Origin of the sequence: Longimicrobium sp. (assembly GCA_036389135.1) — a bacterium.
Classification (GTDB): domain Bacteria; phylum Gemmatimonadota; class Gemmatimonadetes; order Longimicrobiales; family Longimicrobiaceae; genus Longimicrobium.
Window position 1 is genome coordinate 86,995 of record DASVQP010000041.1, and the last position, 13,518, is coordinate 100,512.

15 protein-coding genes are annotated in these 13,518 nt (G+C 70.0%); 9 read left to right on the plus strand and 6 right to left on the minus strand.

Annotated elements, in window-relative coordinates; all coding sequences use genetic code 11:
- Positions 1-34 precede the first annotated feature (34 nt).
- The 4 genes from VF584_10595 to VF584_10610 all read right to left on the minus strand — a co-directional run bounded on the left by VF584_10595 (position 35) and on the right by VF584_10610 (position 4,052).
- Positions 35-529 carry a hypothetical protein gene (locus tag VF584_10595; protein ID HEX8210614.1) on the minus strand — a complete coding sequence of 165 codons (495 nt, stop codon included), beginning with the start codon at positions 527-529 and terminating at the stop codon, positions 35-37.
- Positions 530-534: 5 nt separating this feature from the next.
- Positions 535-1,140 carry a sigma-70 family RNA polymerase sigma factor gene (locus VF584_10600; protein HEX8210615.1) on the minus strand — a complete coding sequence of 202 codons (606 nt, stop codon included), beginning with the start codon at positions 1,138-1,140 and terminating at the stop codon, positions 535-537.
- A 174-nt stretch (positions 1,141-1,314) separates the two neighbouring features.
- On the minus strand, positions 1,315-1,965 hold the full coding sequence (locus tag VF584_10605) for a hypothetical protein (GenBank protein HEX8210616.1): 651 nt from the start codon (positions 1,963-1,965) through the stop codon (positions 1,315-1,317).
- 248 nt (positions 1,966-2,213) lie between these two features.
- Complete coding sequence (locus VF584_10610; GenBank protein ID HEX8210617.1) at positions 2,214-4,052, minus strand: M1 family metallopeptidase; 1,839 nt, start codon at positions 4,050-4,052, stop codon at positions 2,214-2,216.
- Positions 4,053-4,184: 132 nt separating this feature from the next.
- Here VF584_10610 and VF584_10615 point away from each other — a divergent pair, with 132 nt between their 5' ends.
- The gene (locus VF584_10615; protein HEX8210618.1) at positions 4,185-4,553 is read left to right on the plus strand and encodes a sulfite exporter TauE/SafE family protein; all 369 of its coding nucleotides are present in this window, start codon (positions 4,185-4,187) and stop codon (positions 4,551-4,553) included.
- A gap of 61 nt (positions 4,554-4,614) precedes the next feature.
- Here VF584_10615 and pyrE read toward each other — a convergent pair whose 3' ends face one another.
- Positions 4,615-5,172 carry an orotate phosphoribosyltransferase gene (gene pyrE / locus VF584_10620; GenBank protein ID HEX8210619.1) on the minus strand — a complete coding sequence of 186 codons (558 nt, stop codon included), beginning with the start codon at positions 5,170-5,172 and terminating at the stop codon, positions 4,615-4,617.
- The gene (locus VF584_10625) at positions 5,169-5,489 is read right to left on the minus strand and encodes a hypothetical protein (protein ID HEX8210620.1); all 321 of its coding nucleotides are present in this window, start codon (positions 5,487-5,489) and stop codon (positions 5,169-5,171) included. The genes pyrE and VF584_10625 overlap by 4 nt, the downstream gene beginning before the upstream one ends.
- A 357-nt stretch (positions 5,490-5,846) precedes the next feature.
- Between VF584_10625 and VF584_10630 the strand changes: the two genes are divergently transcribed.
- From VF584_10630 to VF584_10665, 8 genes are all read left to right on the plus strand, one after another.
- Entirely contained in the window at positions 5,847-8,243 is a 2,397-nt protein-coding gene (locus VF584_10630) for a TonB-dependent receptor (protein HEX8210621.1), read from the plus strand.
- Positions 8,244-8,321: 78 nt separating this feature from the next.
- Complete coding sequence (locus VF584_10635; GenBank protein HEX8210622.1) at positions 8,322-8,639, plus strand: nucleotidyltransferase family protein; 318 nt, start codon at positions 8,322-8,324, stop codon at positions 8,637-8,639.
- Positions 8,620-8,961, plus strand: coding sequence for a DUF86 domain-containing protein (locus VF584_10640; protein ID HEX8210623.1), 342 nt, complete (start codon positions 8,620-8,622; stop codon positions 8,959-8,961). Before VF584_10635 ends, VF584_10640 begins: the two co-directional genes overlap by 20 nt.
- Positions 8,962-9,401: 440 nt before the next feature.
- Positions 9,402-12,173 (plus strand): response regulator, encoded by a 2,772-nt coding sequence (locus VF584_10645; protein HEX8210624.1) that lies wholly within the window; start codon positions 9,402-9,404, stop codon positions 12,171-12,173.
- On the plus strand, positions 12,170-12,571 hold the full coding sequence (locus VF584_10650; protein ID HEX8210625.1) for a response regulator: 402 nt from the start codon (positions 12,170-12,172) through the stop codon (positions 12,569-12,571). Before VF584_10645 ends, VF584_10650 begins: the two co-directional genes overlap by 4 nt.
- Positions 12,568-12,921 (plus strand): histidine kinase dimerization/phospho-acceptor domain-containing protein, encoded by a 354-nt coding sequence (locus VF584_10655; GenBank protein HEX8210626.1) that lies wholly within the window; start codon positions 12,568-12,570, stop codon positions 12,919-12,921. The genes VF584_10650 and VF584_10655 overlap by 4 nt, the downstream gene beginning before the upstream one ends.
- Before the next feature lie 41 nt (positions 12,922-12,962).
- Positions 12,963-13,280: a nucleotidyltransferase family protein gene (locus tag VF584_10660; protein HEX8210627.1), complete on the plus strand. Its 318-nt coding sequence runs from the start codon at positions 12,963-12,965 to the stop codon at positions 13,278-13,280.
- On the plus strand, positions 13,261-13,395 hold the full coding sequence (locus VF584_10665) for a hypothetical protein (protein HEX8210628.1): 135 nt from the start codon (positions 13,261-13,263) through the stop codon (positions 13,393-13,395). Before VF584_10660 ends, VF584_10665 begins: the two co-directional genes overlap by 20 nt.
- Positions 13,396-13,518: the final 123 nt, after the last annotated feature.

Consider the following 13,518-nt stretch of genomic DNA (forward strand, 5'->3'; position numbering starts at 1 on the left):
GACGCGCTCCGTGCCCCCGTTCCGGTGGCGATCCTCAGCGGTCAGCGCGCTCGCCCTCGTGCACTCCGAGTCGCTGCTCGAGTTCCGCGAGCCTCTGCCTCTGGGCCCTTACGTGGAGTCCCAGCCCCAGCGCGAGGATGGCGAAGCCCGCCGCAACCAGCCACCCCGCGCGGAGCGGCTCGTGGAAGCCGTGATGGGTGATCAGCGCGACTCCCATCGCCGCCGCGGCCAGCCAGCCGCTCCCGTGCGGAATCCAGTGGCGCTTCGCGGTGCGCGTGGTCGGCGCCGCCGGCTCCACGCGGATCCGGGTGCGCGCGAGGAGGCGCTCCTTCACCCGCGCCGAGCGCTCTGGGGCGAAGCGGACCTCGGGGGCCTGCGCCAGGATGGCGGCGGCCGCGAAGTCGTTGAGCTCCGCCGCGCAATCCGTGCAGTCGGCGGCGTGGCTCAGCAGGCGCTCGATCTGGTCCTCGGAGAGCGTCTCCGGCCGCTTGGACGCGACGACGGCGCGGAGGGTGGCGTGCTCGTCCATGCCGCTCATCCGGCCCCCCCGCGCAGTCCGCCCAGCGTGGCGCGGAGCTTGGAGAAGGCGAGCCGCACCCGCGTCTTCACGGTGCCGAGCGGAATCCCCAGCCGCTCCGCGATCTCCGCCTGGGTGAGCCCCTCGAAGAAGGTCATCCGCACCACCCGCTCCTGCTCGTCGGGAAGGCGGCTCATGGCCTTGTGGACGGCCTGCCGGTCCTCGCCCGTCTCCAGCTCCTGGAGCGGCGACGCGGCCGTGATCGTCCCCTCATCCAGCACAAACTGGCTGCGCATCTCGTCGTGGCGGATGCGCCGCCCCTCGGAGCGCCGCATCGTGAGCGCATGGCTTCGCGCGATGATCACGATCCAGGCCGCCACGCTGCCCCGCTCCGCGTCGTATCGAGCCGCATCCTTCCAGATCTGCGTAAAGGTTCTCTCCACCACGTCATCCGCCCCGTCGCTCGCGGACATCACGTGCGCCGCGATGGAATATACGCGATCGGCCCAGCGGTCGTAGAGGGCGGCCAGCGCGATCTCGTCCCCGCGCACGACGCGGCCGACCAGGAGACGGTCTGTCTCCGGGTCGGCCGGGGGCTCTTCCGGACGGGGCTTCAGGGTCATCGCGCGGCGCGGTCGGGGTGCGGGAAGGCGGGTGCTTCCCGGCCTACTCCGCATCCCTCGCGCCACGCCGTGCAAACTGTCCATTCTCACCGATGTGTACAGGAAGCGACGTCCGACTGGAAGTGCTACGTCGCCACCCGCGCCACGGGATTCATCTCCCGCGCCGTCGGTGCATCAACGGAAGCCCGAGATGGGCACGTTGATACCCGCCGCGAGGCGGAATGCGTCGTAGTCCTCCACCGTCGTCCAGCGGCCTTCGACGAAGGGGCGCACGCTGGTGTTGCGGATGCGCCCGCTCTCCAGCCCCAGGATCAGGTTGAGGCCGACCTCGGTGTCGCCGTCGTCCTCGAGCTCGAAGTCGCGGTTGAGGAAGGCCGCGCCGAAGCCGCCGTAGAGCCCGCCGAGCGCCGCGGGGCGCAGCAGGAGGTCGGCGTTGATCTGCCACTCGGTGGGCGAGTCGTTGAAGAAGACGTCCGCGCTCGGCGCCAGCGCCAGCCCGGCCGCCAGCGGGATGCGGAGCTGCGCGCCCGCCGTGCCCACGTCCTCTTCGAAGTCGTAGCCGCCGCGCACGCCGAACTGCGCGGGGTCGCCGCGCCCGCCCCACACGATCACGGTGCGGGGCCTCTCGCGCTCGCGTTCGCGGCGGCGCTCGGCCTCGCGGCGGCGCTCCCGTTCGCGCTCGCGCTCGCGCTCCCTCTCCCGGTCGCGATCGCATTCCACGCGGCGCCCGTCGCGCCAGACGTAGCACCGCGTCTGGGCGGCTGCATCCACCGCGGTGCCCAGGGCGAGCAGCGCGGCCAGCAGGCAAACGTTCTTTCGCAGCATCCCAACCTCCCTGATGGATGAATTTCCCCGGCGCGCATCATCACGCACCGGGCTTCAAAGGGGTTGGATGCCGCGAATCGCAAATGGGTTGGATGGGGAACTACAACGGCAATCTCACACGGAGCCACGGAGGGAGACCAACAAGGAGGAACGAGAGGAGCGTTTTCTCTCTTCTGGTCCTTTCTTTATCCTGTGTGTCTCTGTGTGAAATTGCTGTTACGAGAGCCCACGTTGATGCCAGAGGTCGCTCACCGCACCGGCGCCCGGTTGTTGCTGCGGTCCGCGTCGATCACGATCCAGCGGGGGTCGACGACGACTTCGGCGGGGCGCTCGCGCGAGGTCAGCAGGACGGTCTGGCGGCGGAGGCGGGAGGTGACGCGCTGTTCGGCATCGCCCGCGCGCACCGTGACGGGCATCCACGCATCGCCCGTGCGCGCCAGCTCCACGCGCGTCTGCCAGCGGCCGTTGGCGAGGCGCGTGCTCGCGGCGGAGGCGACGGAGTAGTCCAGCTTGTCCGTGCGCTCCACCCAGCTCGTGCGGAACCAGTCCAGGTCGCGCCCGCTCACCCGCTCGGCCACCGCGAAGAAGTCGCGGCCGGTGGGGTGCCGGAACTTCCACTCGTCGTAGTAGCGGCGCAGGACGCGGCGAAAGGTGGCCTCGCCCAGGTAATCGCGCAGCATGCGCAGCACGAGCGAGCCCTTGTTGTACGTCATCTGGCTGTAGATGCGCGGCGAGCGGTACGAGGCGCCCGGCAGGTCGAGCGCCTGCGTGGAGTCGGTGCGCTCCAGCCGCTCGATCGTGCGCATGGCGCCGTTCCACAGAGTGTCGGCCGCGGGCGCGTTCCCCTCGCGGCGCAGCTTCTCCTCCGTGTACCAGTTGGTCACGAAGGAGGTGAAGCCCTCGTCCAGCCACCCCTCGCGCCACTCGTTGCTCGCCAGGATGCCGTGCAGCCACTGGTGCGTGACCTCGTGCACGATCAGCCCCTCGCTGGCCGAGCCGTTCATCACCAGCATGGGGAACTCGGTGCCGCCGCTCTCCAGCCGGTGCAGGTTGGTGATCTGCGGATAGGGATACGTCCCAAAGAGCGACCCCACCCACTGCACCGCGTCCAGCGTGCGGCGCGCGGCGCGGTTCCCCGCCCACGACGTGTCGCCGGGGAGGAAGAGGACGTGGATCGAGGGCAGGTCGGAGCGCTGCCCCGCGTCGTTGAGCGAGAAGCGCGTGACGCCCTCGTGCGTGAACTGCGGATCGGCCGCCCACCCGAAGTGGTGCACCCGCTGCGCGCGGAAGCGGACCCGCTTGCGCCCGTTCTCCGCCGCGCCGGTCAGCAGCCCGAGCGACTCTGCCGGACGCGCGGCGTAGGCGTTACGCTCCGATGCGTCCGGCGTCCACCCCGGATTCCCCTCGACGACCACGCCGGTGGCGCCCACCACCTGGTCGGCGGCCAGGTCCAGCGTCACGTCGTACTCGCCGAACTCGCCGTAGAACTCGCCCTGCGGCAGGAGGGGCTGCGTGGCCCATCCGCCGCGCTCGTACACGGCGATGCGCGGGTACCACTGGGCGAAGTCGAAGTGCCGCCCGCGCCGCCCCTGCCGCCGCGGAAGGGTGGAGAGGCGCGCGTCCCAGTCCATCACTACCGTCACAGACTGGCCGGTGCGCAGCGGCGTGGGAAGCGGGATCGCGGTGATCGTGGAGTCCGGGGCGCCGGGGTACACGGGGCGGACGTCGCGGCCGTTCACCCGCACGGCGGTGAAGCGCTCGAAGGCGTGCTCCGCCGGGCCCAGGTTCTGGAAGCGCATCTCGCCGTACGACGCCTCGCGCCGGGCCCAGGCGCTGTTGGGGCGGAAGGCGTTGAGGTGCTGGTGCAGGTAGAGCGTGTCCAGCCGGCGCGGCGAGCGGTTGGTGTAGCGGAGCCGCGCGCGCCCGTGGAGGATGTCGCTCCCCTCGTCCAGCCGGGCCTCGATGCGATAGTCCACCCCCTGCTGTGCACGCTGGCCGGCGGCGGCGCGCGCCTGCTGCGCCGCGAGCGGCTGCGCGAGGGGGACGAGGGCGAGGGCGAGGATTGCCCGTGCGATGCGTCGGTTCATGGGTCCCGGTTCCGGAATCGGTTTGGCGGATACGCCTGCGAAGTTGAGGCGGCACCGCGCATTGGGCAAGGCCGCCGGGAGTCGCTATCTTGCCGCGCTCATGCAGTGCTCGCTCACACCAAGGACGGGATCATGCACCTGACGTACCTCGCGATCGGCCTCTGCGCCGGCGTCCTCTCCGGGCTGTTCGGGATCGGCGGCGGGGTGCTGATCGTGCCCGCGCTGATGCTGGTGGCGAAGATGACCCCCATCGAAGCCACCGCCACCTCGCTCGGCTCGCTCCTCCTGCCGGTGGGCGCCCTCGGCGCGTACGAGTACTACAAGAACGGCCACGTCAACGTGATCGCGTCTCTTCTGGTCGCGCTCGGCCTGCTGGTGGGCGCCTACTTCGGCGCGCGCTGGGCACAGACGCTGAGCCCCGTGCAGATGAAGCGCGCCTTCGCCGTCTTCCTGGTGATCGTGGCGGCGCGCATGTGGTTCACCGCCGGGAAGGCGGGATGAAGAAGCGGAGGCGCGGAGATCCCCTCTCCGCGCCTCCGCTTTGCGCCCGCTCTCCTTCCCGCTACTCCGCCGCCTTCAGCAGCTCGCCGACGCCGACGATGGCGTGCACCGGGTAGCCGCGCGCTTCGATGGCTTCGCGGCCGCCCTCCTCGCGGTCCACCAGCGAGAGCACGGCGATGACCTCCCCGCCCTCCGCCTCCACGGCTTCGATCGCCTTGAGAGCGCTCCCTCCGGTGGTGATGACGTCCTCCACCACCACAACGCGCATCCCCGCCGCGAAGCATCCCTCCACGCGCTTCGCCGTGCCGTGCGCCTTGGGCTCCTTGCGCACGGTGAAGGCGTTCACCGGGTCGCCCGCGATCCACGACGCGTGCGCGATGGCGTAGGCGACCGGGTCCGCGCCCATGGTGAGCCCGCCGATGGCATCCGGCCGCAGCCCGGCATCGCGCACCGCCGCCAGCCCGAGCCGCCCGACCACCGCCTGCCCTTCGGCGTGCGTGGTGGTGGTGCGGCAGTCGATGTAGAAGCGGCTTCGCGCGCCGCTGCTCAGTACGAAGTCGCCCACGCGGAACGAGCGCTCCAGCAGCAGCGCGACGAGCCGCTCGCGGTCCGCGCTCATGCGATGGTGGGCGGCGTGGGAACGGCCACCCACTCCTCGATCGTCTGCGGCGCGGGATACGTGTCGTGGAACGCCTCGTGGAGCTTCCGGATCGCCTCCACCGTCGCCTCGTCCGCGCGGATGTCGGTCTCTGCGCCGAACTCCAGGAACTCCAGGTACACCTCCGGCACGTCCGCCGAGATGAAGTTCCACGCGTGCGCCCCCTTGGACGTGGCGGCGGCATGAAGCTGCAGCCAGAGCGGCACGTACTCCTCGATCCTGTCCATCGGCACGCGCCGCCGGATGCTCACCAGCCTGCGCTGCATCGTCGTTTCCATGGGTATTCCTGCCTCCTGGCGAGTGAACTCGCGGCAACAACAGCACAAAGTCCGCCTGCGCGGACTCGGGGGCGGGATCCGCGCGGGGTGGCCGGATACCGCGCCGCCCCCGGGCCGTAGGGGCGCGATTCATCGCGCCCGTGCCCGCCCCCATCGCGCACCCCGATCTCGGTAGGGGCAGACCTGCGTGTCTGCCCGTGCCCGCCGCCGGGCGGAACCCCTGTCGCGCGGCCGTTAACCTTGCCCCCGCGGCAGAGGGCGTCAAGGGCGCGGGGGACCTCCCGGGGCGCAGCGGCGTACATCGTGCCGCAGGCAGAGGCACGCCCGCGCAATCTTACCGTCCTTCGATCCAGCGACATGCGACCGTACCGTACCGCCATGCTCCTCCTGTGCGCGCTCGTGCTGGCGTGCACCCCCGCGTGGGCGCAGGGCGGCTCGGTCGCGGGGCGGGTGACGGGGCCGGGCGGGCAGCCGATCGCGGGGGCGCGCGTCGCGGCCATACCGGCGGCCGGGGGCGCGGCGCGGCGCACCGCCGTCACGGGCGAGGGGGGCGGATTCCGCCTGGCGAACCTGCCGGCCGGCGCGTACCGGGTGCGCGCCCAGCGATTCGGATACGCCGCCGCCGAGCAGACCGTCGCCGTCGCGGCGGGCGCGGAGGCGCGGGCGGAAGTGGTGCTGGCGGAGGAATCGTTCACCCTGGAAGCCATCCAGGCCCGCGCCGGCGCCGCCGAGCAGCGCGAACGCACCCGCTTCGAAACCGAGGCGGGCGTCACCTCGCGCGTGATCACCGGCGCCGAGCTCAAGGTCATCCCCGGCCTGGGCGAGGCGGACATCATGCGCGCCGTCGAAGTCCTTCCCGGCGTCGTCTCCACATCCGACTTCAGCAGTGCCTTCAACGTGCGCGGCGGCTCGGCGGACCAGAACCTGGTGCTGCTGGACGGCTTTCCCATCTTCAACCCCTTCCACCTGGGCGGCCTCTTCTCCGTCTTCAACGGCGACGTGATCGCGCGGGCGGAGCTCCTGGCCGGCGGCTTCGGCGCGGAGTACGGCGGGCGCGTGTCGTCCGTCCTCAACGTCGAGACGGAGCCAGGGACGCAGGGGAAGGGCGTTCGAGGCGCGGCGGGCGTGTCGATCCTGGCCACGCGGCTGGCGCTGCGCGGCGACCTTCCCGTGCGCGACTCGCTCGGGCGGCGCGGCGGATGGCTGGTCTCCGCGCGGAGGTCGTACTTCGACGCGCTCCTCGCCTCCGTCGTCGACTTCCCGTATCACCTGACCGACCTGCAGCTCGGCCTCACCATCCCCATGCCGCGCGGCGGTACCCTGCGCCTCACCGGCTACGGGGGCCAGGACGTGCTGGACCTCTCCGACTTCGAGGCGCCGGGCTCCGAGGAAGAAGAGGAGCCGGAGGACGACAGCGCGGACGACATCCTGCGCATCCGCTGGAACTGGGGGAACCAGGTGGCGGGCGCGCACTGGAGCCAGCCGCTGGGGCGGTGGACCTCCGACACCCGGCTCGGCTTCTCGCGCTACGCCGAGGCGCTGACCTTTGTGGACTTTGGCGACGTGAGCTTCGAGTCGGCGGTAAGCCAGTGGCAGCTGCGCTCCGACTTCGGGCGCCCGCTGGGGACGGGGCTCACCCTGCGCACCGGCGTGGAGGCGACGCTCCCCGCCTACCGCAACCTGGGCGAGGCGGGCGGCACCGTCTTCTTCTCGGCACGCCGGCGCGGCACCCTCGCCAGCGGCTACGGGCAGCTTCGCTGGGAGCCGTCGCCGCTCTGGATCGTGGAGCCCGGCCTGCGCGCCGACGTGTGGACGGCGGGCGGCCACACGCGCCCCATCATCTCGCCGCGGCTGGCGGCCAAGCGCTTCCTGGGAACCGGGCGCGACGCGGCGGTCAAGGCGTCGGTGGGGCGCTACACGCAATTCCTCCACTCGCTGCGCGACGAGAACCTCCCCGTATCCAACGACAGCTGGATCACGGCCGATCGCGACGTGCCCGCCGTCGTTTCTGACCAGGTGCAGGCGGGGATCGAGAAGTTCTGGGGTGACCGCTGGTACGTGTCCGCCGAGGCGTACGCGCGGCGCTTCCGCGGCCTCACCGAGCTGAACGTCGCCGACGACCCCAACCGCGCGGGCGACGACCTGATCGAGGGGCGGGGTCGCTCGTTCGGCTTCGACCTCCTGCTGAAGCGCAGCTCCGGCCGCCTCACCGGCTGGACGACGCTCTCGTTGCTGCGCGCCACGCGCACCTTCCCCGACCCCACGGCGGCCGGGCTGGAGGGCGTGCCGCAAACGGTAACCTTCCCACCGATCTTCGACCGGCGCGTGGACCTGGACGTGGTGGCGCAGTACCGGCTGGGGCGGCGCACGGAGCTGGGAGGGCGCTTCAACTTCGGCTCCGGCGTCCCCTACTCGCGCCCCGTCGCGCAGATCATCGGCTTCGAAACGGACGTGGTGGGCGGCGGCTACCGCCTTCCCCGCCCCTTCAGCGAAGACCCGGGGCTCCCGGTGTACGTGGTGCCCGGCCGCCGCAACCAGGAGCGCTACCCCGCCTACCACCGGCTGGACGTGACGCTGCGCCGCCGCTACGAGCGCCGCTGGGGCACGCTCACGCCGTACGTGCAGGTGCTCAACACCTACAACCGCCGCAACGTGCTCTTCTACTTCTACAACTACAGCGACACCCCCGCCACGCGCTCCGGCATCAGCATGTTCCCCGTGCTCCCGACGATCGGCGTGGAGGCGACGTTTTGATGCAACGGCAAGCCCCACTGCCCCCTTCTGCCACAACAACGCTTCCCCTGCGACTTGTTGCCACCTAGTTTTCCGGACATGACGACACCCGTGCAGACCCGAAGCGACATTCTCGAACGTCTTGTGGCGGCGGAGGATGAGATCCGCGGCCTCGGCGTGGGACGGCTGGCGCTGTTCGGCTCCTTCGCCAGATCGGAAGCCCGCCCTGAGAGCGATGTAGATCTGCTCGTCGAGTTCGCTCCCGAGCGGAAGAGCTTCGACGCGTTCATGCTCCTGTACGACCTCCTCGAAGAGAGGCTCGGGCGCCCGGTGGAGCTCGTTACGACGGAGTCGCTCAGCCCCTACATCGGCCCCCGCATCCTGGCAGAGGCAGAGGATGTCGTTCGAGCTGCGTGACTATCTTCAGCACATCCTCACCGAAGCCGAGTACCTGCTCGCGGTGAGTGACGGTCTCAGTCCCGACACGTTCCTGGCCGACGCGACCCTTCAACGGGCCTTCGTCCGCAGTCTGGAGATAATTGGAGAGGCCACCAAGAAGCTCCCGGAAAATTTCCGCGCGGCCCATCCTGAAATAGAGTGGCGCTCCATCGCGCGGATGCGTGACCGCCTGATCCACGGGTACTTCGGCGTGGATTACCAATTGGTATGGGAGGTAACGCAGACGAAGGTACCTGAGCTTCACAGCGTTCTTCAGCAGATTCTTTCCGAGCAATCCTGATATGGAGCCAATCGCTCCCGAAGCACGGCTCCTTAGCCAACGTCCTCTTCTACCTCTACAACTACAGCGAGACCCCCGCCACACGCTCCGGCACCAGCACGTGGAGGCGACGTTCTGACCCCGGTGCGCTCCCATCGCCGCACGTCCGGAACGGCGCCGCACGTGGCACCGGCGCAATGGCACGGTGGTCGCGGCAGAGCGTCGTCCTCACGTTGAGCCGCCTCGTCATGAACCTTGCGCAGTCGCGAGGAAGCCGAAAAATCGTGCTGCCGCGACCGGGCCGCACGATTCTTGTGATGCATCCCTCACGAGGCGGTAGTCCGTCGATGCTGGAGCAGCGACGAGCACGATCGAGTGGCCCGAAGTGACGCGCACCTGCACCGGGATCGTCACCAGGGAGCTGTTCGCCAGACGGCGCTGAAACCAGGCAGGGGACCGAGATGAAACGCGAACAGGTGGACGCAGGCATCGAGACGTACGCGCAGGACATCGTGGACACCGTGCGTGAGCCGCTGCTCATGCTGGACACCACGCTGCGCGTGCGGAGCGCGAACCGCGCCTTCTACCAGACGTTCCGCGTGACATCGGCGGAAACGGAGGACCAGCTCATCTACGAGCTGGGCAACGGCCAGTGGGACATCCCCGCGCTGCGCACCCTGCTGGAGGACATCGTCCCCAAGAACTCCGTCTTCGACGACTTCGAGCTGGAGCACACCTTTCCCGCGATCGGGCGGCGGGTGATGCTGCTGAACGCCCGCCAGCTGCGCGCCGGCAGCCACGGCGAGCTGCTGGTGCTGGCCATGGAGGACGTCACCGAGCGCCGCCGGGCCGAAGCCGACCTGGATGCGATCGACGCGTACGCGCAGGACATCGTGGACACGGTCCGCGAGCCGCTGCTCATCCTGGACCCGTCGCTCCGCGTGCGCAGCGCCAACCGCGCCTTCTACCAGACTTTCGAGGTGGACGCCGAGGAGACGGAGAACCAGCTGATCTACGAGCTGGGCAACGGGCAGTGGGACATCCCGGCGCTGCGCACCCTGCTGGAGGACATCATCCCCAAGAGCTCGGTGTTCAACGACTTCGAGCTGGAGCACACCTTTCCGCAGATCGGGCGGCGTGTGATGCTGCTGAACGCCCGCCAGCTTCGCGCCGGCAGCCACGACGAGCTCCTGGTGCTCGCCATGGAGGACGTCACCGAACGCCGCCGCGCGGAGGCGGACCTGGAGGCCATCGAGACGTACGCGCAGGACATCGTGGAAACGGTGCGCGAGCCGCTGCTCATCCTGGACCCATCGCTCCGCGTGCGCAGCGCCAACCGCGCCTTCTACCAGACCTTCGAAGTGGGCGCGGAAGAGACGGAGGGCCAGCTCATCTACGAGCTGGGCAACGGCCAGTGGGACATCCCCGACCTGCGGATTCTGCTGGAGGACATCATCCCGACCCGGTCGGTGTTCAACGACTTCGAGCTGGAGCACACCTTTCCGCAGATCGGGCGCCGGGTGATGCTGCTGAACGCCCGCCAGCTGCGCGCCGGCAGCCACGGCGAGCTGCTGATGCTCGCGCTGGAGGACGTGACGGAGCGGCGGCGCGCCGAAGAGGAGGTGGCGGAGGCCCGCGAGGCGGCGGAGGCCGCGAACCGGTCCAAGAGCCAGTTCCTGGCCAACATGAGCCACGAGCTGCGCACGCCGCTCAACGCCATCCTCGGCTACTCGGAGATGCTCCAGGAGGAAGCCGCCGAGCAGGGCCTGGAGTCGTTCGCCGCGGACCTGGAGCGCATCAACTCCGCGGGGAAGCACCTGCTGGCGCTGATCAACGACATCCTGGACCTGTCCAAGATCGAAGCGGGAAAGATGGAGCTGTTCGTGGAGCGGTTCGACCTGGCCGAGCTGATCGACGAGGTCGCATCCACGGTACAGCCGATGGTGCACAAGAACGCCAACACCCTCAAGGTGGTGCGCGCCGCCGGCCTGGGCGAGATGCGGGCGGACCAGATGAAGGTGCGGCAGACGCTCTACAACCTCCTCTCCAACGCCGTGAAGTTCACGCAGGGCGGCACCATCACCCTGGACGCCGACCGCCAGCTCATGGATGGGGGCGAGTGGATCGTCTTCCGCGTGGCGGACACGGGGATCGGGCTCAGCGACGAGCAGCTCTCGAAGCTGTTCCTGGACTTCAGCCAGGCGGACGCATCCACCACGCGCCGCTTTGGAGGCACCGGGCTGGGGCTGGCCCTCACGCGCCGCTTCTGCCAGATGATGGGCGGCGACGTGTCGGTGCACAGCGTGCTGGGCGAGGGGAGCGTCTTCACCATCAAGCTGCCCGCGCTGATGCAGGAGAGCGCGCCGGACGGCGAAGGCACCCGCGCGGGCGCCTTCGTAGCCTCGCGCAACGGCGAGATCACGGCGGGCGGCGAGGCCCCGCCCGGAACGAGCTGCGTGCTGGTGATCGACGACGACCCGGCCCCGCGCGACCTGCTGCAGCGCTACCTGACCCAGGAGGGGTTCACCGTCCGCACCGCCGCCAGCGGGCCGGAGGGGCTGCTCCTGGCGCGCACGCTGCACCCCGCGGCCATCACGCTCGACGTGATGATGCCCGACATGGACGGCTGGAGCGTGCTCAAGGCGCTGAAGGAGGACGCGGAGCTGCGCAACATCCCCGTCATCATGCTCACCCTGGTGGACGACCCGGAGGCGGGGTTCGCGCTCGGCGCGGCCGAGTACGCCAGCAAGCCGGTGGACCGGCACCGGCTCTCCGCCACCATCCGCAAGTACGTGCACCCGGGACCCGAGTCGCTGGTGCTGCTGGTGGAGGACGATCCGGCGACGCGGGCCATGATGCGCAACGTGCTGGAAAAGGAAGGATGCCGCGTCTGCGAGGCCGTCAACGGCCGCGCCGGGCTCCGGTGCATGGAGACGGAGCGGCCCGACGTCATTCTGCTGGACCTGATGATGCCGGAGATGGACGGCTTCGAGTTTGCCGACCAGGTGCGCCGCCACCCCGAGTGGCGCAACGTGCCCATCATCGTCGTCACCGCCCACGACCTGAGCGCGCGTGACCGCCGCCGGCTGAGCGGCTACGTGGAGACGGTGCTGCAGAAGACGGGCGACTCGCACGAGTCGCTGCTGGCGCGCGTGGGCGAGCTGCTGGATGACTTCGCCGTTCCTCGCGGCGAGATGCCCACCCCCGATGGAGACCAGGCGGCTGCGCTATGAAGAAGATCCTGCTGGTGGAAGACAACGAGATGAACCGCGACATGCTGTCGCGCCGCCTGGAGCGGAAGGGATACCAGGTGGTGGTGGCGGTGGACGGCCAGGAGGGGGTGGACAAGGCCGCCACGGTGCTGCCGGACCTGGTGCTGATGGACATGAGCCTCCCGGTGCTGGACGGATGGGAGGCGACGCGGCGGCTGAAGGCGGGGCCGGCCACCGGCCACATTCCGGTCATCGCGCTCACCGCCCACGCCATGGCCGGCGACCGGGCGCACGCCATCGATGCCGGGTGCGACGACTACGACACCAAGCCGATCGACCTGCCGCGCCTGCTCACCAAGATGGAGGCTCTCCTGGCCCGGGACGACGGCGGGACCGCGCCGGCCGAAGCCGCGCCATGACCGGGGCAAACGACGCGGGCGGATCTGCGCTTTCCTCCGCGCAGCTCCACGACCTGCGCACGCCGCTCGGCCAGATCATCGGCTACGCCGAGTTGCTGGCGGAACGCGCGCAGGAGACGGGGGACGAGCGATTCACGCCGGACCTGCAGAAGATCAGCGCCGCCGGCTACCGGATGCTGGCGCTCATCGAGGAGATCTTCACCGCGGCCCGCGCCGATGCCCCCGCCGCGTTCACCTGGGACGACGTCGACGCCCTCCGCGCCCTGGCCGCCGCCAGCCCCCCGGAGGACGCCGAGCGCCTCGCCTCCATCTCCGCCCGCATCGCCGCCTTGCTCCCTCCGCGCGGGTAGACGCGCTTCCCCCGCGCCCCGTTGACTCCTACTTTCCGGGCATGACCACACCCGTGCACACCCGAGCCGACGTCCTCGAACGTCTCGCCGCTGCGGAGGACGAGATCCGCGGCCTCGGCGTCGGCCGTCTCGCGTTGTTCGGCTCCTTCGCCCGCTCGGAAGCCCGCGCCCAAAGCGACGTGGACCTGCTCGTAGAGTTCGCCCCGGCTCAAAAGAGCTTCGACGCGTTCATGCGCCTGTACGACCTTCTGGAAGATCGTCTCGGGCGCCGCGTGGAGCTCGTGACCACCGAGTCGCTCAGCCCCTTCATCGGTCCCCGCATACTGGCGGAGGCAGAAGATGTCGTTCGAGCTGCGTGACTATCTTCAGCACATGCTCACCGAGGCCGAGTACCTGGTCGACACTAGCCAAGGTCTCAGCCCCGAGAGGTTCCTCGCCGATGCGATCCAAGAAAAAGCTTCGTCCGCAGCGTAGATCATCAGCGAAGTACGTCGTCCTGTGCGCTCGGAAGGCGCGCCCGCCCCCGCAGGCAATCCGCGGAGGCGTCCACAACCACGCTCCTGGCGTTTGCGGCTTGAAACGTCGTCCTCCGTTGTC

Bases quoted from the DNA above. Each gene is read 5' to 3' on its own strand.
- VF584_10605 (HEX8210616.1), bottom strand. From the start codon at position 1,965: ATGCTGCGAAAGAACGTTTGCCTGCTGGCCGCGCTGCTCGCCCTGGGC.
- VF584_10600 (HEX8210615.1), bottom strand. From the start codon at position 1,140: ATGACCCTGAAGCCCCGTCCGGAAGAGCCCCCGGCCGACCCGGAGACA.
- VF584_10640 (HEX8210623.1), top strand. From the start codon at position 8,620: ATGTCGTTCGAGCTGCGTGACTATCTTCAGCACATCCTCACCGAAGCC.
- VF584_10615 (HEX8210618.1), top strand. From the start codon at position 4,185: ATGCACCTGACGTACCTCGCGATCGGCCTCTGCGCCGGCGTCCTCTCC.
- VF584_10645 (HEX8210624.1), top strand. From the start codon at position 9,402: ATGAAACGCGAACAGGTGGACGCAGGCATCGAGACGTACGCGCAGGAC.
- VF584_10635 (HEX8210622.1), top strand. From the start codon at position 8,322: ATGACGACACCCGTGCAGACCCGAAGCGACATTCTCGAACGTCTTGTG.
- VF584_10625 (HEX8210620.1), bottom strand. From the start codon at position 5,489: ATGGAAACGACGATGCAGCGCAGGCTGGTGAGCATCCGGCGGCGCGTG.
- VF584_10665 (HEX8210628.1), top strand. From the start codon at position 13,261: ATGTCGTTCGAGCTGCGTGACTATCTTCAGCACATGCTCACCGAGGCC.
- VF584_10595 (HEX8210614.1), bottom strand. From the start codon at position 529: ATGGACGAGCACGCCACCCTCCGCGCCGTCGTCGCGTCCAAGCGGCCG.
- VF584_10660 (HEX8210627.1), top strand. From the start codon at position 12,963: ATGACCACACCCGTGCACACCCGAGCCGACGTCCTCGAACGTCTCGCC.
- VF584_10650 (HEX8210625.1), top strand. From the start codon at position 12,170: ATGAAGAAGATCCTGCTGGTGGAAGACAACGAGATGAACCGCGACATG.
- VF584_10655 (HEX8210626.1), top strand. From the start codon at position 12,568: ATGACCGGGGCAAACGACGCGGGCGGATCTGCGCTTTCCTCCGCGCAG.
- pyrE (HEX8210619.1), bottom strand. From the start codon at position 5,172: ATGAGCGCGGACCGCGAGCGGCTCGTCGCGCTGCTGCTGGAGCGCTCG.
- VF584_10610 (HEX8210617.1), bottom strand. From the start codon at position 4,052: ATGAACCGACGCATCGCACGGGCAATCCTCGCCCTCGCCCTCGTCCCC.
- VF584_10630 (HEX8210621.1), top strand. From the start codon at position 5,847: ATGCGACCGTACCGTACCGCCATGCTCCTCCTGTGCGCGCTCGTGCTG.